Annotated in this window: 24 protein-coding genes; 17 read left to right on the plus strand and 7 right to left on the minus strand. The window is 70.4% G+C overall.

Annotated elements, in window-relative coordinates:
* Window positions 1-90: 90 nt before the first annotated feature.
* Window positions 91-588 (plus strand): hypothetical protein, encoded by a 498-nt coding sequence (locus ACQPWU_RS32295; RefSeq protein WP_433428334.1) that lies wholly within the window; start codon window positions 91-93, stop codon window positions 586-588.
* A gap of 174 nt (window positions 589-762) precedes the next feature.
* On the opposite strand, the gene ACQPWU_RS32300 is transcribed toward ACQPWU_RS32295, so the two are convergent.
* A complete protein-coding gene (locus ACQPWU_RS32300; protein ID WP_433428337.1) occupies window positions 763-1,470 on the minus strand; it encodes an SDR family NAD(P)-dependent oxidoreductase in 708 nt (235 codons plus the stop codon).
* A 103-nt stretch (window positions 1,471-1,573) separates the two neighbouring features.
* Between ACQPWU_RS32300 and ACQPWU_RS32305 the strand changes: the two genes are divergently transcribed.
* Window positions 1,574-2,413, plus strand: coding sequence for a helix-turn-helix transcriptional regulator (locus ACQPWU_RS32305; protein ID WP_433428340.1), 840 nt, complete (start codon window positions 1,574-1,576; stop codon window positions 2,411-2,413).
* A gap of 21 nt (window positions 2,414-2,434) precedes the next feature.
* Here the strand turns inward: ACQPWU_RS32305 and ACQPWU_RS32310 are convergent, their stop codons facing one another.
* Window positions 2,435-3,301, minus strand: a complete 867-nt coding sequence (locus tag ACQPWU_RS32310) for an alpha/beta fold hydrolase (RefSeq protein WP_433428342.1) — start codon at window positions 3,299-3,301, stop codon at window positions 2,435-2,437.
* A 210-nt stretch (window positions 3,302-3,511) separates the two neighbouring features.
* Between ACQPWU_RS32310 and ACQPWU_RS32315 the strand changes: the two genes are divergently transcribed.
* Window positions 3,512-3,832, plus strand: coding sequence for a hypothetical protein (locus tag ACQPWU_RS32315; protein ID WP_433428344.1), 321 nt, complete (start codon window positions 3,512-3,514; stop codon window positions 3,830-3,832).
* Here the strand turns inward: ACQPWU_RS32315 and rpmF are convergent.
* Genes rpmF through rpmG form a run of 5 tightly spaced genes read right to left on the minus strand, consistent with a single transcriptional unit; the run spans window position 3,802 to window position 4,913 of the window.
* Window positions 3,802-3,969 carry a 50S ribosomal protein L32 gene (rpmF, locus tag ACQPWU_RS32320; RefSeq protein ID WP_433428347.1) on the minus strand — a complete coding sequence of 56 codons (168 nt, stop codon included), beginning with the start codon at window positions 3,967-3,969 and terminating at the stop codon, window positions 3,802-3,804. The genes ACQPWU_RS32315 and rpmF overlap by 31 nt on opposite strands.
* A gap of 2 nt (window positions 3,970-3,971) precedes the next feature.
* Window positions 3,972-4,271: a 30S ribosomal protein S14 gene (gene rpsN / locus ACQPWU_RS32325; RefSeq protein WP_433428349.1), complete on the minus strand. Its 300-nt coding sequence runs from the start codon at window positions 4,269-4,271 to the stop codon at window positions 3,972-3,974.
* Entirely contained in the window at window positions 4,271-4,507 is a 237-nt protein-coding gene (gene rpmB / locus ACQPWU_RS32330; RefSeq protein ID WP_433445344.1) for a 50S ribosomal protein L28, read from the minus strand. Before rpmB ends, rpsN begins: the two co-directional genes overlap by 1 nt.
* Window positions 4,507-4,752, minus strand: a complete 246-nt coding sequence (locus ACQPWU_RS32335) for a type B 50S ribosomal protein L31 (RefSeq protein ID WP_433428352.1) — start codon at window positions 4,750-4,752, stop codon at window positions 4,507-4,509. Before ACQPWU_RS32335 ends, rpmB begins: the two co-directional genes overlap by 1 nt.
* Complete coding sequence (gene rpmG / locus ACQPWU_RS32340) at window positions 4,749-4,913, minus strand: 50S ribosomal protein L33 (protein ID WP_349452821.1); 165 nt, start codon at window positions 4,911-4,913, stop codon at window positions 4,749-4,751. Before rpmG ends, ACQPWU_RS32335 begins: the two co-directional genes overlap by 4 nt.
* A 73-nt stretch (window positions 4,914-4,986) precedes the next feature.
* On the opposite strand from rpmG, the gene ACQPWU_RS32345 reads away from it, so the two are divergent.
* The 14 genes from ACQPWU_RS32345 (at window position 4,987) to ACQPWU_RS32410 (ending at window position 17,994) form a co-directional block, all read left to right on the plus strand.
* Window positions 4,987-6,126 (plus strand): CobW family GTP-binding protein, encoded by a 1,140-nt coding sequence (locus ACQPWU_RS32345; RefSeq protein WP_433428355.1) that lies wholly within the window; start codon window positions 4,987-4,989, stop codon window positions 6,124-6,126.
* Window positions 6,123-6,350 (plus strand): 30S ribosomal protein S18, encoded by a 228-nt coding sequence (rpsR, locus tag ACQPWU_RS32350; RefSeq protein ID WP_357596804.1) that lies wholly within the window; start codon window positions 6,123-6,125, stop codon window positions 6,348-6,350. Before ACQPWU_RS32345 ends, rpsR begins: the two co-directional genes overlap by 4 nt.
* On the plus strand, window positions 6,347-7,468 hold the full coding sequence (locus tag ACQPWU_RS32355) for a GTP-binding protein (RefSeq protein ID WP_433428359.1): 1,122 nt from the start codon (window positions 6,347-6,349) through the stop codon (window positions 7,466-7,468). The genes rpsR and ACQPWU_RS32355 overlap by 4 nt, the downstream gene beginning before the upstream one ends.
* Window positions 7,465-8,217 carry a class I SAM-dependent methyltransferase gene (locus ACQPWU_RS32360; protein ID WP_433428361.1) on the plus strand — a complete coding sequence of 251 codons (753 nt, stop codon included), beginning with the start codon at window positions 7,465-7,467 and terminating at the stop codon, window positions 8,215-8,217. Before ACQPWU_RS32355 ends, ACQPWU_RS32360 begins: the two co-directional genes overlap by 4 nt.
* 52 nt (window positions 8,218-8,269) lie before the next feature.
* Window positions 8,270-8,653: a Fur family transcriptional regulator gene (locus ACQPWU_RS32365; protein WP_433428364.1), complete on the plus strand. Its 384-nt coding sequence runs from the start codon at window positions 8,270-8,272 to the stop codon at window positions 8,651-8,653.
* A 161-nt stretch (window positions 8,654-8,814) separates the two neighbouring features.
* Window positions 8,815-9,825 carry a permease gene (locus tag ACQPWU_RS32370; RefSeq protein ID WP_433428366.1) on the plus strand — a complete coding sequence of 337 codons (1,011 nt, stop codon included), beginning with the start codon at window positions 8,815-8,817 and terminating at the stop codon, window positions 9,823-9,825.
* The gene (locus ACQPWU_RS32375; protein WP_433428369.1) at window positions 9,822-10,505 is read left to right on the plus strand and encodes a TIGR03943 family putative permease subunit; all 684 of its coding nucleotides are present in this window, start codon (window positions 9,822-9,824) and stop codon (window positions 10,503-10,505) included. Before ACQPWU_RS32370 ends, ACQPWU_RS32375 begins: the two co-directional genes overlap by 4 nt.
* Before the next feature lie 6 nt (window positions 10,506-10,511).
* Window positions 10,512-11,318, plus strand: a complete 807-nt coding sequence (locus ACQPWU_RS32380) for a TIGR03943 family putative permease subunit (protein WP_433428372.1) — start codon at window positions 10,512-10,514, stop codon at window positions 11,316-11,318.
* A gap of 77 nt (window positions 11,319-11,395) precedes the next feature.
* Complete coding sequence (locus tag ACQPWU_RS32385) at window positions 11,396-12,943, plus strand: ABC transporter substrate-binding protein (protein WP_433428375.1); 1,548 nt, start codon at window positions 11,396-11,398, stop codon at window positions 12,941-12,943.
* Window positions 12,940-13,869 (plus strand): ABC transporter permease, encoded by a 930-nt coding sequence (locus tag ACQPWU_RS32390; protein ID WP_433428378.1) that lies wholly within the window; start codon window positions 12,940-12,942, stop codon window positions 13,867-13,869. Before ACQPWU_RS32385 ends, ACQPWU_RS32390 begins: the two co-directional genes overlap by 4 nt.
* Complete coding sequence (locus tag ACQPWU_RS32395) at window positions 13,866-14,654, plus strand: ABC transporter permease (RefSeq protein ID WP_433428381.1); 789 nt, start codon at window positions 13,866-13,868, stop codon at window positions 14,652-14,654. Before ACQPWU_RS32390 ends, ACQPWU_RS32395 begins: the two co-directional genes overlap by 4 nt.
* A gap of 720 nt (window positions 14,655-15,374) precedes the next feature.
* Complete coding sequence (locus ACQPWU_RS32400; protein ID WP_433428384.1) at window positions 15,375-16,259, plus strand: metal ABC transporter solute-binding protein, Zn/Mn family; 885 nt, start codon at window positions 15,375-15,377, stop codon at window positions 16,257-16,259.
* Window positions 16,256-17,098, plus strand: a complete 843-nt coding sequence (locus ACQPWU_RS32405) for a metal ABC transporter ATP-binding protein (RefSeq protein ID WP_433428387.1) — start codon at window positions 16,256-16,258, stop codon at window positions 17,096-17,098. The genes ACQPWU_RS32400 and ACQPWU_RS32405 overlap by 4 nt, the downstream gene beginning before the upstream one ends.
* Window positions 17,095-17,994, plus strand: coding sequence for a metal ABC transporter permease (locus tag ACQPWU_RS32410; RefSeq protein ID WP_433428390.1), 900 nt, complete (start codon window positions 17,095-17,097; stop codon window positions 17,992-17,994). Before ACQPWU_RS32405 ends, ACQPWU_RS32410 begins: the two co-directional genes overlap by 4 nt.
* The last annotated feature ends 57 nt before the right edge of the window (window positions 17,995-18,051 follow it).

Genomic DNA, 18,051 nt, shown 5'->3' on the forward strand with positions numbered 1-18,051 from the left:
GCCGCGTGATCTTCTCGAACACCCCAAAACTATGCATCGTCCCGCACGCCGACCGGTCGAGCCCGGCAGGCCCCCGACGACACTGCTGCCATGAACGCGCGTGACAGTGAGGGATCCCCGGAGCGGGCCGAGTTCGCGGGGGCCGTGTACGGCTCGCTGCTGGCGGCCTCGGTCGCGGCCGGCACCGCGGTGGACGGCACACCGATCTCGGCGGGGAGCCTCGTGGTCGTGCTGCTCTGCACGGGCGTGGTGTTCTGGATCGCCCACGTCTACGCCTCGGTCGTGACCCACGGAACGGACGGCCCGACCTGGCGGCGGCTCCGCGAAGCCGGCCGTCACGAGTGGCCGGTGGCTCAGGCCTCGTTCCCGCCTGCCGTGGGTGCCGCCTTCGCCTCGACGCTCGGCCTGTCCGACGTGGTCGCGACCTGGGTGGCGCTGGGTGTCGCGGTGGCGAGCCAGGTCGCCTGGGCCGTCGCGGCCGCCGTCAAGGCCCGCTCCTCGACGCGGATCGTGGTCCTCTCCGGGGGCGCGAACCTCGCGCTCGGACTGGCCATCATCGCGCTCAAGACCTGGGTGGCCCAGTACTGAACCGAACCGGCACGTCATGAGTTCCCCCGCTCACCAGCTCAGCACCTTCGAGTGCCCGGACGGGACCGGCCGCCGCTCACGCAGCACCCGCGTACGCCGCGCCGACGGCCACCGCGCTGGAGGGCGGGTCTGAACTCGGTTCCGAGCGTTCCTCGGGTGAGGAACCATCCCCTTTTACCAAGGGAGGGTCCCAGCGGCGTCGAAGTAGCCGCCGGTCGGGCCGTCGGGGCCCACCTGCGCCATGCGGACGATGATCTCGGCGCCCTCCTCGACGGTCTGCGTGCCCGTGTGCCCGTTCAGGTCCGTCGCGGTGTAACCGGGCTCCACCGCGTTGATCCGCATGCCCGGGAACGCCTTGGCGTACTGCACGGTGATCATGTTGACCGCGACCTTCGACGCCGGATAGGCGAGCCCCGGGTACGCGTACGTCGGCGTGCCCGGGGCGGTGACCCGGGCCATCGAGCCCAGACCGCTGCTGACGTTGACCACGACAGGGGCGGCCGACCGCTGCAGGAGAGGCAGGAACGCGTGGGTGACGCGCACCACGCCGAAGACGTTCGTATCGAACAGGTGCCGCATCACGTCACCGGTCACCTCCGCGGCGCCGATCACACCTCCATCCCGAGTCCGCCCTTCGATGCCGGCGTTGTTGACGAGCACGTCCAGTCCGCCGTCGGCCTCGATGGCCTTCGCCGCCGCCGCGACGGACGCGTCGTCGGTGACGTCGATGAGGACCGTCCGCGCGCCCAGCCGCTCGGCGGCCAGGCGCCCGCGCTCGGCGTCCCGGCTGCCGATGTAGACGGTGTGACCTGCCGCGATGAGCCGGCGGGCGGTCTCGAAGCCGAGTCCCTTGTTCGCTCCGGTGATCAGTGTTGTTGTCATGCCCCCACCTTCCGGCCGGAGCGGTGTGGTCAGCCAGTCGTCCCATCTTCCTGGGACTGCCGGTACCAGGCAGGTCCGCTGCCCGCGGTGCAGACTGGTGGGTATGGCGACAACGGAATTCGGGCAGGCGGTGCGCCTCTGGCGCGACCGGGTCTCGCCGGAGGCCGCCGGGCTGCCCGCCGGCGGGCACCGGCGCGCGACCGGGCTGCGCCGCGAGGAGCTGGCGCTGCTCGCCGGGATCTCCGTTGACTACATCACCCGCCTCGAGCAGGGCCGCGCGTCCAACCCGTCGGCTCAGGTCGTCGAAGCTCTGGCCAGGGCACTGCGGCTGTCGCAAGCCGAGCGGGCGCATCTGTTCCGGCTGGCCGGGCTGGCGCCGCCGGGCCCGGAAACGGTGCCCGCGTACATCACCCCGAGCGTCCAGCGCATGCTGGACAGGCTGACCGGGACACCCGTCGCGGTCTACGACGCGTCCTGGACGCTGCTCATGGCCAACCCGCCGTACACGGCGTTGATGGGCGATCCGTCCGGATGGCGTGGCAACCAGCGCAACGCCGTGTGGCGGCATTTTCTCGGCCCGGGCAGCCGCGCACGGCACACGCCGGAGTCCCTGCGCGCCTTCGAGGCCGCGCTGGTCGCCGACCTGCGCGCGGCCGCCGGCCGCTACCCCGCTGACCAGCGGCTACGGCGGCTGGTCGCGGAACTGCGGGGCGGCAGTGACCGGTTCGCCGAGCTGTGGGACTCCGGCGCCGTCGGCCACCACGAGGCCGCCCGCAAGACCATCGATCATCCGCACGTGGGGCCCCTCACGCTGGACTGCGACGTGCTCACTGTCGCCGGCAGCGACCTGCGCATCATGCTCTACACGGCCGAGCCCGGCACCGAGGACGCCGAACGCCTCGCGCTGCTGACCGTGCTCGGCACCCAGGCCCTCATCGGGTAGCAGCGAGGCGGCGGCCCTCCCCTACTCGGCCAGAATTCCGCGCAGCGTGACGGCGAAGGCGTCGGGGTCGCCCTTCATGCCGAACTCGCCGTCGAGAAACCCGCCGTGATGGCTGGGAAAGATCACCGGCTCGGTGCCGAGCCGTTCGGCGACCGCAACGCCCGCGCGGTAGGCCATTTCGCCCTCCGATTCGGCTCCGACGCCGACGACGATGCGCGTCGTAGCCGCGCGGAGCGCCTCGAAGTCGTGCTCGTAGTGCGTACAGGTCATGATGTTCTGCCCGAACAGCGGGTCGTCACGAGAACCGTCGTCTTCGGCCGGCATCCCGAGATCGGCCGGGCCCGGAACGGGCTGATCGGCGAAGTCGGCCGGAATCTCGCCCCGCAGGCTGGTGACCGCGATGAACTTCGCCATCGCAGGCCCGAAACCCTCGCGCTCATACGTCCGGCGAATGTCCGCCACCGCAGCCAGCGCCTGCTCCCGGTCCGGCAGCTGCTGGGCGGCCGGCGGCTCGTGCGCCACGAGCGTACGCACCTGCTCCGGATGCCGGGCCACCAGCGCCAGCCCGTTGACGGCGCCCCCGCTGCTGGCGAAGACGTCCACCGGCCCGCCGCCGAGCACGGTGATCAGCCGGTGCAGGTCGTCGGCATGCTGCTCGGGCGTCGACTCGACGGCGCCGTCGGTCCGCTTGCTCCGCCCGATCCCGCGCGGGTCATAGGTGACCACCGTACGATCCCCGAAGCGCCCGGCCAGGCCGGTGAACCCGCTGGCGTCCATCGGCGATCCGATCATCAGCAGAATCGGCGCGCCGCTCGCCTCGGCCTCCCGTACGTCGTAGTACAGGATGCCGCTGGGCGCCTCGAGGGTGTGGGTCTTGGGCTCGGTCATCTGGGTCACCCTTTCTCGATGTTCGCAATGTAGACCAGCGGGCGCGGCGAAACTCATCGGCCGGCGTCCGGCAGTCTGTCACCATCCGGGAAGCACCCTCCGAAGAGGGCGCCCGCAGGTTCGCCAGGTTGGCCACCGCCTGGGAGCCTCACGAGAGGCACCTTTATGACGTGATGCAATGCGTCCACGGCGTGTTCCTGCTGCACCGACATGGACGCATCGGCCTCCCGCCTGGCCAGGCTCGTCCGGCCCGGCGGACGGCTGGTCATCAGCACCTGGGCCGTGACCCGCGCACCGCTGCGGATCCCTCTGAACCCGGCCCTCGCCTGGCAGGTCGCTCTCGGCAGCGGCTTCCGTGGCATGCTCACCGGCCCGGACGAGTCCGCACGGACGCTCAGCGGAGAAGCCCGCAGCGTCGATCGGTGTCGGCCACCGGGCATCCTGCCGTGCCGCCGCGCCCGGCTTTCCATGCACGGCAGGAGCCCGGTGGCCGGGTCAGCTCAGTCGACGGCGATCAAACCCCGCTGGTAAGCGCGGACGAGGCGCCGGGGCACGAGCAGCTGTCGCCCGTTCACGGTGATCGGAACGAGGTCGGGCGCGGTCGCCTTCCACTGGCTGCGGCGATGCCGGGTGTTACTGCGGGAGGTCTTGCGCTTGGGCACGGCCACGGCTACCAGCTCGCCTTCCTGATACCCGGCAGCTCGCCGCGGTGGGCCATCTCGCGGAAGCGCACCCGGGACAGGCCGAACCTGGTGAGGTGCCCGCGGGGACGGCCGTCGACGGAGTCGCGGTTGCGGACGCGGGTGGCGCTGGCGTCGCGCGGCTGGCGGGCCAGTGCCCGGGCCGCTTCCGCCTGCTCCTGCGGGGTGCCGGTGCGGATGATCTCCTTCAGCTCGGCCCGCCGCGCGGCGTAGCGCTGGACCACGGCCTTGCGCCGCTCGTTCGCGGCGATCTTGCTCTTCTTGGCCATCAGACCTTCTCTCCTCTTGCACGGATCTGGGCGACGGCCTTGTCGATGCCGATCCTGTCGATGGTCTTGATCGCGCGGGCGCTGAGTGTGAGCCGGACGTAGCGGCCCTCGCTCTCAAGCCAGTAGCGGCGCTGCTGGATGTTGGGGTTCCAGCGCCGGCGGGTGCGCCGGTGGGAGTGGGAGACGTTGTTGCCGAAGACCGGCTTGACCCCGGTGAGCTGGCAGTGCGCGGACATCATGTCCTCCCGTAACGCTGGTTGAACCGCTCGACGCGACCGGCGGTGTCCAGGACGCGGCTGCGCCCGGTGTAGAAGGGGTGGCTGGCCGAGGACACGTCGACGTCCACCACCGGGTAGGTGTTGCCGTCGGTCCACTCGATCGTCTTGTCGCTCGTGATCGTGGAGCGCGTGAGGAACGCGAAGTCCGCGCCGGGATCGCGGAAGACGACCGGACGGTAGTCGGGGTGGACGCCCTTCTTCATCGTTCCTCCCGGAAGAGCACGTGCTGGCGGATGGTCGGGTCGTACTTGCGAAGGGTGAGTCTGTCGGGGGTGTTCCGGCGGTTCTTCCTGGTCACGTAGGTGTAGCCGGTGCCCGCCGTCGATCTGAGCTTGATCACGGGGCGCACCTCATTTCTGGCCAAAACGGTTCCTTTCCACTTGCCATGGTGTGCCATGATAACGAAAACGGTTTTCATACTTGCAACTGGAGGCTCCGTGCCAACCCCGGTCGTCCTCGTCGCGGGCCTGCACGCCACGGCTCGCACCGCCACCGTCGAACAGCTGCTCGCCGAGCATCCCGGCTCGCTCGCCATCCACCACGACCTGAGCCAGGTCACCCACGGGCGCGTCCACCGCAGCGTTCGGGACAGGACGGGCGTGCTCGACACGGCCGAGGTGCGGCTCGCGCACGGCTGCATAACCTGCACCGTGCGCGAGGACCTGCTCCCTCAGCTCGTCATGCTGGCGCCCGGCGCGGCACTGCTGATCGTGGACCTGTGGGACTCGGTGGAGCCCCGCTCGGTGGCCGAGGCGATCGACTGCGACGAGGCGCACGAGACCCTGCGGCTCGCCGCCGTACTCACCGCGCTGGACGCCGCGGCCTTGCCCGATGACATCACCCGCGGCGAACGCCTCAGCGAGGTCGGCAGGCCCGCGGCCGCCGGTGACCGGCGTTACCTGGCCGAGGTGCTGGCCCGGCAGCTCGAATACCCGACCGCCCTGGTGCTGCACGGCGGCGACGAGGACGACCGGGAGCTGTCCCGCACGGTGCTCGCCCACCTCGCCCCCTTCACTCCCGTCCACACCGTCGAGGCCCTGCCTCCGGTCACCGGCGCCCGGGTATGCGCCGGCGAACTGGCCGAACGCGTGGACCCCGCCACCGCCCAGCTGCCCGGCGACGCCCAGACCGACGAGATCGTCACCACCGTCTGGCGCAGCCGCCGCCCGCTGCACCCGGCCCGCCTGTTCGAGGCCATCGACGAGCTGGTGACCGAGTCGGTACGCTCGCGCGGCCGCTTCTGGCTGGCCAACCACCCCGGCGAGCTGCTGGCCTGGGACGCCGTGGCCGGCATCGTCTCGGTCGAGGCCGCGGGCCCCTGGCTGGCCGCGTTGCCCAAGGCGGCCTGGGACCTGGTCTCCCCGGCCCGCCGTCTGGCCGCCGACCTGGACTGGGACCCCGAGCGCGGCGACCGCGTCCAGCACCTGGTCTTCACCGGCCCCGATCTCGACGCCGCCCGCTTCCGTACGCTCCTCGACTCCTGCCTGCTCACCGAGGAGGAGGAACAGGCCGGAGAGGACGCCTGGACCCGCTACGACGACCCGTTCGCCCCCATCCTCATCAAGGAGAACGCATGAAGACCCGCCGCACCCCGCGGAAGAAGCCCAACCCGCTCCTGCACGTCGACCGCATCGACTACAAGGACACCGCACTGCTGCGCAAGTTCATCTCCGACAGGGGCAAGATCCGCAGCCGCCGGGTCACGGGCGTCACCGTGCAGCAGCAGCGCCTGATCGCCAGGGCCATCAAGAACGCCCGGGAGATGGCCCTGCTCCCCTACGCCTCACGCCCCAGCGCATGAACAAGCCCGTTCCCGTCGCCCTCGTCGGGGGCCTGTACGACACTGCCCGGGCCGCCGCGGTCGATCGGCTGCTGCACCGCCATCCGGGAGCCGTCGCGATCCATCACGCCGTCGTCGCGGGCCGGGTCGAGCGCGTGGTCCGCGACACCTCCGGCGTCCTGGACCGCGCCGAGGTGCGAAACGCCCGCGACTGCGTCACTCGCACCGTCCATGAAGATCTTCTCTCCCAGCTCGTCCGGCACGTCACCGGCGCCTCCCTGCTGATCATCGACCTCTGGGACTCGATCGAGCCGCGCCCGGTGGCCGAGGCGCTGGCCCGTACCCGCAAACTCCGCCTGGCCTGCGTGCACACGGCGTTGGACGCCCGGCACCTGCCGCTGGACATCTGCCGGGGCGACCAACTGACCGAGACCGGCCAGGCCGCGATGGCCGGCGACCAGCGCCACCTGGCCGAGGTGCTGGCCCGCCAGATCGAGTACGCCACCAGCCTGTCCCTGCACGGCGGCGACGCCGAGGACGCCGAACTGTCGGCCGCCGTGCTCGGCCACCTGGCGCCGCACACGCCGATCGTCACCCTCCCCGACGTCACCGGCCCCAAGCTGGACGTCCACGAACTCGCCGAACGCGTCGACCCGGCCACCGCCCAGCTCCCGGCCGACAGGCAGACCGGCGAGGTCACCACGGTCGTCTGGCACCGTCTGCGCCCGCTCCACCCCGGCCGCCTGTTCGACGCCATGGACGAGCTCGTCACCACCACGGTCCGCTCCCGCGGCCGGTTCTGGCTGGCCAGCCGGCACGAACGCATGCTGGCCTGGGACGCCGTCGCCGGAGTGATCTCCGTGGCGGACGCCGGTCCCTGGCTGGCCGCGCTGCCCGAGGCCGCCTGGGATCTGATCTCCCCGATCCGCCGGGTCGCCGCCGCGCTGGACTGGAACCCGATCATCGGCGACCGCGTCCAGCACCTGGTCTTCACCGGGCCCGACATCGACCGCGACCGCATCTGCGGCCTGCTCGACTCCTGCCTCATCGACCAGGACGACATCCTGCCGGGTGCCGCGGCGTGGGCCTGTTACGACGATCCGTTCGCACCCGTACTGAATCTGGAGGAGAGCGCGTGAAGCCTAACCATGTACATGTCACCGAGATGGACCAGTACGAACGCTCCGCCGAGTTCGTGGACGTGATGCTCGCCCCGGTCTGGACGGCACTGGACCCGGTGCTGGCCGAGACGCTGCGCGGAGCCCCCGGACCGGTCGTGGACGTCGGGGCCGGCGGCGGCCACGGCACCCGGGTGATCGCGCGGGCCATGCCCCAGGCGGAGATCTTCGCCGTGGAGCCGTCGCGAGGCCTGCGCGCGGTCCTGCTCGCCAGGGTCAACGAGGACCCGGAGCTGCGCGACCGCGTGACCGTGCTGCCCGGCGACCTGCTCCGGGCCACGCTCCCGCCCCGCCTGGGCACGCTGGTCGCGATGAACGTCATCGGCCACTTCGACCCCACCGGGCGCCGCACGATCTGGCGGCTGCTGGCCGAACGCCTGCTGCCGGGCGGCCGGGCCGTGCTCAACCTCCAGCCCCCGGCCGAACCCATGGCCGTGCCGCACACCCGCTTCTCCGAGCTGTGTATCGGGCGGCGCCGGTACGAGGGCTGGGGCCGCGCTGAACCCGCCGGGCCCGAGCAGGTCACCTGGCGCATGACCTACCGTGTCTTCCAGGACGGGGAACCGGCCGAGGAAGTGGAGGTCGAGTACGCCTGGTGGGTCCTCGGCCCTGACAGGCTCAAGGCTGAACTCTCCGAACACGGCCTGCACGTCAACCCCACCGGCCTAACCGATCTCGGTCTGTGGTGCATCACCAGATCACCCGAGTAAGGGGTCGCGCGGGGCCAACGCCCATGACCGTTGCATCGGCGATGGAGGAGGCATGGTCGATACGGCGCGGTGGGGACCGATGCTGGCAGCGGCAGGCATCCGGGTGACCAAGCAGCGGCTGCTCGTGCTCGATGTTCTGGCGGCCCATCGGCTGCCCGTCTCGGCGCAGCGCGTCCACGCCGAACTGCAGGACCGCGGCGAGAACGCCGGGCTCACCACCGTCTATCGCGCACTCACCTCGATGGCGGAGGCCGGGATCGTGCACGCGTTCACGCACACGGGAGAGGCCGTGTACCGGCTGTGCGGCCCCGCCAGGCACCACCATCTCGTCTGCCGCGTCTGCGGGATGGTGGCGGAACGGCAGGAGAACGACGTCGTGGACGGCTTCAGAGCCGAAGAGGTCTACGGAGTCTGCGCGACCTGCGAGAAGCGCTGAGTTCGAGCCGCACCTCGCCGGCTCGGTGGTCCCCCCCGCCATAACGGGCAACGCCATTTAGAAACGACCGAATACAGCCAAAGGCGGTCTGTCGGTGCGAGATCAACCGTTACGCTGCTGCCGCGTATCAGTATGAGCTCGCGCCGGGGCCGAGGAGGGCGATGACGCAGCCGAGCACGACGGCTCTGCCAGGCCAGGAGAGCCACGCCCCCACGAAGGACTCCGGTGGGATCCGGCTGCCATGGGCGTTCATCGCTTTGGCGGCCTTGCTGGTGGTGGGGCGGTTCCTGCTGGCGCCGTACCTGACGGCTCCGGCGTTGCAGACGTGGGCGACGGTGTTCGTGGCGGTGTGCGTGCAGGCGCTGCCGTTCCTGGTGTTCGGGGTGGCGCTGTCGGCGGGCATCACCGCGTTCGTGCCCGCGTCGTTCTGGACGAGGGCGCTGCCACGGCGTACCTATGCGGCGGTGCCCATCGCCGGGGTTGCCGGGGCGGTGCTGCCCGGCTGCGAGTGCGCGTCCGTGCCGGTGGCCTCGGGGCTGATGGCCCGTGGCGTCGCTCCCCCCGCGGCGCTGGCATTTCTGCTGGCCTCGCCGGCGATCAATCCCGTGGTGCTGGTGGCCACCGCGGTGGCCTTCCCGAACGAGCCCTCGATGGTGGTCGCGCGGTTCGCCGCCTCGCTGGCGGTCGCGGTGCTGGCCGGGTGGATCTGGGCGCGGTTCGGGCGGAGCGAGTGGCTGCCGGCACCTCGCCGCACGGCTGAGGCCGGGCAGAGCAAGGTGTACGCCTTCCTGGACGCGATGCGCCACGACCTGATGCACGCCGGCGGATTCCTGGTGGTCGGCGCCCTGGCCGCGGCGACCTTGAATGTGGTGATCCCCAGAGCGTGGCTGACCACGGTGGCGGGGGTACCGGTCGTGTCCGTGTTGGTGCTGGCCCTGCTCGCGGTGCTGCTGTCGATCTGCTCGGAGGCTGACGCGTTCGTGGCGGCCTCACTCACGGCGTTCTCCCCGACGGCCAAGCTGGCGTTCCTGGTGGTCGGGCCCATGGTGGACCTGAAGCTCATCGCGCTCCAGGCGGGTACCTTCGGACGGGCCTTCGCCTGGCGTTTCGTGCCGCTCACGCTGGCCCTGGCGATCGGCGTCAGCTTCGTCGCGGGCTGGGCGCTGCTGTGAACCGCCAGACGCAGGGGGCTCTGCTGGTGATCCTCGGCGCGGTGCTGCTGACGATCTCCGCGTTCTCCACGACGTACGTCAACTACGTCAAGCCCGGCTTCCGGCCGCTGCTCGTGGGAGCCGGTGTGGTGCTGGTGGTTCTGGGCCTGCTTTCCGTCGTCCAGGGCTGGCTGGGCAGGCCCGGCGCCCACGGTCACGCACCCCGGGTAGCGTGGTTGCTGGCCGCGCCCGTGTTCGCCGTCGTGATGGTCGCGCCTCCCCCGCTCGGCTCGTTCGCGGTCAGGCTCGCCGACGGCGCGCCCGCGCCATCCCGTACCGCGAACTACGGGAAGCTCGGCCGCGGCGGCGTGACGGAGCTGACGCTGGGCGAGTTCATCGGGCGGGCCTACGCACCGTCAGGCTCCTCGCTCACGGGCAGGAAGGTCAGGCTGACCGGCTTCGCCGTACCGTCCAAGACCGGCTGGTACGTCACCAGGATGCGGATCAACTGCTGCGCCGCCGACGCCATGGCCTTGGAGGTCGCCGTGCACGGCGTGCCCTCCCCCAAGGAGAACGCCTGGGTGCGGGTCACCGGCACGTGGACCCCCTGGAAAGGGGGCATTCCCGATGACTACGAACCGCCGGCACTCACCGCCACCGAAGTCACCGCCATCGCGCAACCAGCGGAACCTTACGAATAAGTTCCGATGAAGAGCCAGAGCCTGCTGCTCCTCCTGCTCGGCGGAGCACTGTTGAAGATCTCCGCCTTCTCCACGGACTTCACCAACTACGTCAAGCCGGGTTTCCGGCCTTTGCTGGTCGCGGCGGGCGCGGCGCTGGTCATCCTGGCAGTGGCCACTCTGATCGAGGAGCGCCGCAAGAGCATCCGCAGCACGCGGCAGGCGCGTCTCACGCACGCCCGCCTCGCCGAGGACGCCCACCTGGCACAGTTGACCGGCCGCGAGCCCGCCACCCCTGTGCAGGCATGCTCGCCCGGCCACGAACACGGGGAAGGCGGCAGGGTGGCGTGGCTGCTGACGGCTCCGGTTGCCGCGATCTTTCTGATCGCCCCGCCCGCCCTCGGCTCGTACGCTGCCCAGCAGGCCGAACAGGCCCCTCCCCCACCTCCGCCGGCCATCGTGGACGCGCAACCCCTCACACCGCTCAAGAGCGACCGCGTGAACGTCCTGAGCCTGGCCGAATTCGCGGACCGGGCCTGGTATGAGCCGACCAGATCGCTCGCCGGCAAGCCCATCAGCCTGACCGGGTTCGTGCTGCCGTCTCACGACAAGGGCGAGTGGCACATCGCTCGCATGCGGATCAGCTGCTGCGCCGCCGACGCCCTGACCATGAAGGTCATCGTCAGAGGAGCCCCCGCCCCGGCAAGGGACACCTGGGTACGGGTCACCGGCACCTGGATCCCCCGAAAGGGCCGGCCATCGGACACGTACGTACCGGCCATGACCGCTTCCGACGTCCACCCGATATCCCCACCCGTCGAGCCGTACGAATAGCACCCTCGATCTGCCAAGCCAGAATGAATACGGTTATCGTTTACACCTGAATACGGGCCTCTGGAACGGAGATCGGGATGCGAAAACGAGCCGCGATCATGCTGGCGGCGCTCTTGGGAGTGCTCCTCGCGGGGTGCGGCGGCCAGGAGCCCCCAGAGCGGAACGGCCGCCAACTGACCCTGGCAGCCCCGCGCGACCTCGTCGCCGGCCCCGCAGATCCGTACTACACGCACCAGACGTTACGGGTGTGGGAGCCCCTGGTGACCGTGGACGACAAGCTGCGGCCCGTTCCCGCGCTGGCCACCGCCTGGGACAGCGCCGACCAGGGGCGGCGCTGGACGTTCACGCTACGGGACGGCGTACGGTTCAGCGACGGTACGCCGCTGAACGCCGAGTCGGTGGTCGCCAACATCAAACGGTTCCTGCGGATCGCGCCCCGCCAGTCGGCGTTCTTCAGCCTGGACGCCGGTATAGAGGCCGCCTACGGCAAGCTCGGCGATGTCCGGGCCGAGGGCGGCAAGGTGACGTTCGTCCTGGACCAGCCGGTGGCCGACCTGCCGAGCAGGCTGGCGGGCTTCTACAGCATGGTCCAGTCGCCGAAGGCGTTCACCTCCTCGGGCGACTTCGCCGGCAAGCCGCTGGGGACGGGGCCGTACACGCTGGTGAACTGGGTCAAGGGCCAGCAGGCCGAGCTTGCCGCGAACCCGTACTACTACGGCGCCGCCCCCGCCTACGAGAAGATCGTGGTCAGGGTGATCCCGGACGCCAACGCGCGGGTCGCGGCGTTGCGCGCCGGTGAGGTGGACGGGCTGATCGACAAGGGCGCGCTGCTGCCGGGGCAGGTCGCGGCGGTCGGCGGCGACAGCGGCTTCCGGGTCGTCCGCAGCCCCTCGGTGCTGACGCACTACCTGACCTTCAACGCCTCGCGCGAGCCGTTCTCCGATCCCCGCCTGCGCGAGGCGGCCGACCTGGCGATCGATCGACGGTCCATAGCCGCCAAGCTCCTCGCCGGCACGGCCACGGCGGGCGCCGGGTTCCTGTCGCCCGTTTTCGGTGACCTCGCCGAGCCCGGATCAACCGCGAGGTACGACCCAGGCAAGGCTCGTGGGCTGGTCACCGCCGCGGGCGCGCCGACCACGCCCGTCTCCATCCTCATCTCCTCGGCCGAGACCGGCCAGTTCCCCTACACCGACATCGCCGAGGTGCTGCGTACGTCGCTGGAGCAGGCGGGCCTGCCCGCGAAGGTGACCGTGGCCGAGGCCACCAAGTCCGTGATGGAGTCCGGGGACTACGACATCTTCCTCAGCGCCTACAGCGTGCCCAACGGCGACGCCGACTACCTGTTCCGCCGCTTCCTGCGCTCCGACGCCTCCTGGAACATCGAGCGCAGGCTCGGCTACCGCAACACCGAGTTCGACAAGCTGATCGACCAGGCCGCGACAGAGACCGACCCGGCCCGGCGGCGTGACCTCTACCACCGGATCCAGCGCCTGCTCGCCGGCGACCGCCCGATGATCCCGCTCGCGTACCAGGACAATCCCATCGTGACGACGAGTAAGGTCGGCGGGGTGGCACAGAGCGTGGCGTACGTGGTCGACCTGGGCAAGCTGGCCCCCCTGAGGTGACGGCCACCGTCCTGCGCCGCGCCGCCGAACTCCTGCTCGTGCTGCTGGCGCTCTCGGTGCTGGTCTTCCTGCTCACCTCGCTGGCGCCGGGCGATCCCGCCGAGGAGATCCTGCGGCGCGGCGGCATCCAGCCGACCGCGCGCAGTGTGGCGGAACTGCGCGCCGAACTCGGTCTCGACCAGCCGCTGTTCACCCAGTACCTGCGGTGGCTGCTCGCCGTGCTGCGCGGCGACTTCGGACACTCCTACACCGACCGCTCCCCCGTCGCCGCCGAGATCCTCTCGCGGGTTCCGGCGACACTGCGGCTGGCCGGAGCGGCGGCACTCGTCGCGGTCGTACTCGCCGTGCTCGCCTCCGTCAGAGCCGCGTTCAGGCCGGGGGCGCTCGACAGCCGCGCCGTCGCTCTCGTGACGGTGGCGATCGCCGGCGTCCCGCCCTACATCGTGGGGATCCTGATGATCAGCGTCGTCGCGGTCGGATTGCGCGCGCTGCCCACGGGCGGGGCGGACAGCCCCGGAGCCGTGGTGCTCCCCGCCCTCACCCTCGGCCTGGCGGGCGCCGCGACGCTGCTGCGGCTGCTCCGGGCCGACCTGGCCCAGGCCTTACGGCTGCCGTTCGTCAAACTCGCCGCCGCCAAGGGGGTACGGCCCCGGCGCGCGATCATGGTGCACGCTCTGCGCGTGGCCGCGCCCAACGCCATCACGGCAGCCGGTACGGTGCTCGTGGAGTTGCTGGCCGGCGCGGTGGTGGTGGAGACGCTGTTCTCCTGGCCGGGCGTGGGACAGCTCGCGGTGTCGGCGATCAGGCAGCGAGACCTGCCCATCGTGCAGGCGTACGTGCTGGTCACCGCGGTCACGACCGTACTGCTCCTGGCCCTGTTCGAACTCTGCCTGGCGGCCGCCGATCCGCGGGTGCGCCGCCGGTGAGGGGCCGCGCCGGCATCGCGATGCTCGCCGTGGTCGTACTGTTCTGCCTGCTCACCCCCACGCTGTCCGGGTACGACCCGCATCTGCCCGACCTGGAGCACGCTCTCCTGCCGGCGAGTACGGAACACTGGCTCGGCACCGACCAGCTCGGCCGCGACCTCCTCACCAGAACCGCCGCGGCCGGCCGCATGTCCCTGCTGTTCGCGCTGGCCATCACGGCGATCACCACGATTCTGGGCACGCTGTTCGGCGCCGCGGCAGGGCTCGCCGGAGGTGTCCCTGACCGGCTGCTGCGTCTGGCCGCCACCATGGCACTCGCCCTGCCCGGCCTCACACTGGCGCTCGCGCTGGCCGGCGTGCTGCCGCCCGGGGACGTCGCCGTCCTGACCGCCCTCGTACCACTCGGCTGGGTCAACTGCGGCCTCGTCGCCCATACGGCGACCCGGCGGGTGGCCTCCTCCGACTACGTCCTGGCCGTGCGGGCCATCGGCGCGTCTCCGCTTTACCTGCTCCGGCGTACCATCGGGCCGCACATCGCCGGGCCCGTCCTGACCGTCGCCACCGCGGACTTCGCCAGGACGCTGATCGCCGTCACCTCGCTGAGCTTCCTCGGCATCGGGCTGCCGCCGCCCGAGACCGACTGGGGCGGCATGGTGAGCGAGGCCACGCCGCTGCTGGTCGCCGCGCCACGCCTGGCGATCGTGCCCGCGCTCGCGCTGGCCGTCACCGGCTTGGCCGTCGCGCTCGCGGTCGACGCCCGCCACGAGCCTCGGCGGCCGGACTGACCGTTCCTCGGTTCCCCCACCGGTCGGCCAATAGAGCACAAACTCCATGGCCGGTCGCATCAGCCGGGTAGGTCCTACTACGCCAGGAGAAAGGAAGCCGCATATGGCCGAAGCCTGGTTACCTGACGGAGGACCGCACCCATGACAACTACCGCCGACCCTCAAGTCCACAACAACAAAGACCACCAGCATGGCCCAACGTGCGGGCACGTGGCCGTACCCCATCAGGGCCACGTGGACTACGTTCACGATGGACACCTGCACCGCTTGCACGAGGACCACGCCGACGACTGCACCCCTCATGGCCACAGCACTCACACTGGCCATGATCATCAGCATGGGGCCAATTGCGGCCACGTCGCGGTACCACACGAGGACCACGTGGACTACATCCATGACGACCACCGTCATGCGCAGCACGACGACCACTGGGACGAGCACTAAGCATCGCTGGACACGTCGCCACGAACCCAGCACGCCCACACACCGCGCGCCACCAGGCGCGCAACGTGTGGTGAAGCGTTGAAACCACTCAGACCGGAGATCAACGGTCGGTGGATCACAACGACTACATCACACCATGCCCTTGATACCCCCATTCGGTAGCAGCCTCCTGGAACGGTGCTAAATTGACTTGAAAATCGTTATCGTTCCTAGGTGGTCGGTATGCGTTCCCCTCAACGCCGTCCTTTGCTGTTCGTCCTGGCCAGTCTGGCTTCCGTGTTGCTGACAGCCTGCGGATCTTCATCGTCTCCCTCAGCCTCCGGCACCCCCGCCGCCGCGACGGCCTCCGCGCCGGTCACCGTGGTGGCCTCGACCAACGTGTACGGCGACATCGCCCAGCAGATCGGCGGCGACAAGGTCCAGGTGACCTCGATCGTCAGCAACCCCGAGCAGGACCCGCACTCCTACGAGGCCAACACGCAGAACCAGCTCGCCCTGTCCAAGGCCAAGGTGGTCATCGAGAACGGCGGCGGCTACGACGACTTCGTCGACACCATGCTCAAGGCCGCCGACAACCCCTCGGCCCAGCTCCTCAACGCCGTCACCATCTCCGGCAAAACGGCCCCGGCGGGCGGCGCGCTCAACGAGCACGTGTGGTACGACTTCCCCACGGTCGCGAAACTGGCCGACCAGCTTTCCGCCGCGCTGGGCAAGGCCGACCCGGCCGGCGCGGCCATGTTCACTAGCAACGCCGACGCCTTCAAGCAGAAGCTCCAGACCCTCCAGGACCGGGAGGCGAGCACCGCCGAGACCGCCAAGGGCACGGCCGTGGCGATCACCGAACCGGTTCCGGGCTACATGCTGGAGGCGTGCGGCCTGGTCAACGCCACGCCCCAGGAGTTCGCCGAGGCGATCGAGGAGGGCGACGACGTCTCCCCCAAGGTCCTGGCCGAGACGCTCGCCCTCTTCAGCGGCAAGAAGGTCCAGGCGCTGGTCTACAACGAGCAGACCGCAGGGCCACAGACCGAGAAGCTCCAGCAGGCCGCCGCCGACAACGGCATCCCGGTCGTACCCGTCACCGAGACCCTGCCCGCCGGCAAGGACTACATCGGCTGGATGACCGGCAACCTCGACGCCCTCACCAAGGCGCTGGGCCGATGACCGATCACACCACCGTGACCGACGTCGAACCGGAACACGAAGTCTCCGGCACAACCGTGCTCAGCCTCCGGGACGCGGCACTGGCGTACGGCCGGCGCGTCCTGTGGCGGAATCTCGATCTCGACCTGCGGGCCGGAGAGTTCGTCGCGGTGCTCGGCCCGAACGGATCGGGCAAGACCAGCCTCCTACGCGTCCTGCTCGGACAGCAGCAGCTGACGGCGGGCAGCCTGCTGATCAACGGGCGACCACAGCGCAGGGGAAGCGATCTGATCGGGTACATCCCCCAGCACCGGTCAGTTGCCGCGCACACCCCGCTGCGCGCTCGCGACCTCGTACGGCTGGGCATCGACGGGCACCGCTGGGGCCTGCCGCTCGGCGGCGGGCGCGTCCGGCGGCGCGTGGACAAGTTGCTGACCGCCGTGGGCGCCGCGCCCTACGCCGACGTGCCGCTTGGCCTGCTGTCGGGCGGCGAGCAACAACGCGTGCGTGTCGCCCAGGCCCTGGCCACCGACCCGATCCTCCTCCTGTGCGACGAGCCGCTGCTGTCGCTCGACCTCAACCACCAGCGGGCAGTGGCCGGCCTGGTGGACCAGCGGCGACGAGAACACGGCACGGCGGTGTTGTTCGTCACCCACGAGATCAACCCGATCCTGCAGTACGTCGACCGGGTGCTCTACCTGGCCGCAGGAAGCTTCCGGATCGGCCCACCCGAGCAGGTCATGACCTCGGCCGTACTGTCGGACCTGTACGGCAGCCCGGTCGAGGTGATCCGGGCACAAGGCAGATTCGTGGTGGTCGGCGCACCCGGCTCCTATGACCACGGCGGTGAGAAGCAATGATCATCCACATGATCGCCGACGACCCCGGCATCTGGAGCCAGATCTTCAACTACGACAACTACGGCGAGCTACTGGCGCTGGTCACCAACTCTCTCATCGCCGGAGCGGTGCTCGGCGTGGTCGGAGGTCTCATCAGCGTCGTGGTGATGATGCGCGACCTGGCCTTCGCCGTTCACGGCATCGCCGAGCTGTCGTTCGCCGGCGCCTCGGCCGCTTTGCTGGCCGGGGTCAGCGTCGCCGCCGGCTCGCTGGCCGGATCGATCGTCGCGGCCCTGGTCATCGGCGCTCTCGGCGTCCGAGCCGCCGACCGCAACTCCATCATCGGCGTGCTGATGCCCTTCGGCCTCGGGCTGGGCGTGCTGTTCCTTGCCCTGTACAAGGGCCGAGCGGCCAACAAGTTCGGCCTGCTCACCGGGCAGATCGTCGCCGTCGACACGCCGCAGATGACCTGGCTGATCGGCATCAGCGCCCTCGCGCTGGCCGCGCTCGCCGTCGTGTGGCGTCCCCTCACCTTCGCGAGCACCGACCCTGAGGTCGCCGCCGCACGCGGCGTACCGGTACGCGCACTGTCACCCGTCTTCACCGTCATCCTCGCCCTGGCCGTCTCCGTCGCCATCCAGGTCGTGGGCGCGCTACTGGTCCTCGCGCTGGTCGTCACCCCGGCCGCGGCCGCCATGCGCGTCACCGCCTCACCCCGTCTGGTACCGCTGCTCAGCGTCGCCTTCGCCGTCACCTCCATGGTCGGCGGCATCCTGCTCGCCCTGGGCAGCAGCATCCCGATCAGCCCCTACGTCACCACCATCTCCTTCACCATCTACCTGGCCTGCCGCGCCATCGGCGCCCAGCGCACGCGCGCCGGCTGGAGTGACAGGTCGGCGACACCGACGACGGCGTGAAGAGACCTCGTACCTCGATCATTTCCGGTCGTGCCTGCAGCCACCCGCAATGATTCT

The organism is Nonomuraea sp. CA-141351 (assembly GCF_050944675.1).
Lineage (GTDB): Bacteria > Actinomycetota > Actinomycetes > Streptosporangiales > Streptosporangiaceae > Nonomuraea.

Excerpts from the sequence above, each read along its gene's own strand:
- ACQPWU_RS32295 (WP_433428334.1), top strand. The coding sequence starts at position 91 with ATGAACGCGCGTGACAGTGAGGGATCCCCGGAGCGGGCCGAGTTCGCG.
- ACQPWU_RS32300 (WP_433428337.1), bottom strand. The coding sequence starts at position 1,470 with ATGACAACAACACTGATCACCGGAGCGAACAAGGGACTCGGCTTCGAG.
- ACQPWU_RS32305 (WP_433428340.1), top strand. The coding sequence starts at position 1,574 with ATGGCGACAACGGAATTCGGGCAGGCGGTGCGCCTCTGGCGCGACCGG.
- ACQPWU_RS32310 (WP_433428342.1), bottom strand. The coding sequence starts at position 3,301 with ATGACCGAGCCCAAGACCCACACCCTCGAGGCGCCCAGCGGCATCCTG.
- ACQPWU_RS32315 (WP_433428344.1), top strand. The coding sequence starts at position 3,512 with ATGGACGCATCGGCCTCCCGCCTGGCCAGGCTCGTCCGGCCCGGCGGA.
- rpsN (WP_433428349.1), bottom strand. The coding sequence starts at position 4,271 with ATGGCCAAGAAGAGCAAGATCGCCGCGAACGAGCGGCGCAAGGCCGTG.
- rpmB (WP_433445344.1), bottom strand. The coding sequence starts at position 4,507 with ATGTCCGCGCACTGCCAGCTCACCGGGGTCAAGCCGGTCTTCGGCAAC.
- ACQPWU_RS32335 (WP_433428352.1), bottom strand. The coding sequence starts at position 4,752 with ATGAAGAAGGGCGTCCACCCCGACTACCGTCCGGTCGTCTTCCGCGAT.
- rpsR (WP_357596804.1), top strand. The coding sequence starts at position 6,123 with ATGAAGACCCGCCGCACCCCGCGGAAGAAGCCCAACCCGCTCCTGCAC.
- ACQPWU_RS32355 (WP_433428359.1), top strand. The coding sequence starts at position 6,347 with ATGAACAAGCCCGTTCCCGTCGCCCTCGTCGGGGGCCTGTACGACACT.
- ACQPWU_RS32365 (WP_433428364.1), top strand. The coding sequence starts at position 8,270 with ATGGTCGATACGGCGCGGTGGGGACCGATGCTGGCAGCGGCAGGCATC.
- ACQPWU_RS32370 (WP_433428366.1), top strand. The coding sequence starts at position 8,815 with ATGACGCAGCCGAGCACGACGGCTCTGCCAGGCCAGGAGAGCCACGCC.
- ACQPWU_RS32380 (WP_433428372.1), top strand. The coding sequence starts at position 10,512 with ATGAAGAGCCAGAGCCTGCTGCTCCTCCTGCTCGGCGGAGCACTGTTG.
- ACQPWU_RS32385 (WP_433428375.1), top strand. The coding sequence starts at position 11,396 with ATGCGAAAACGAGCCGCGATCATGCTGGCGGCGCTCTTGGGAGTGCTC.
- ACQPWU_RS32405 (WP_433428387.1), top strand. The coding sequence starts at position 16,256 with ATGACCGATCACACCACCGTGACCGACGTCGAACCGGAACACGAAGTC.
- ACQPWU_RS32410 (WP_433428390.1), top strand. The coding sequence starts at position 17,095 with ATGATCATCCACATGATCGCCGACGACCCCGGCATCTGGAGCCAGATC.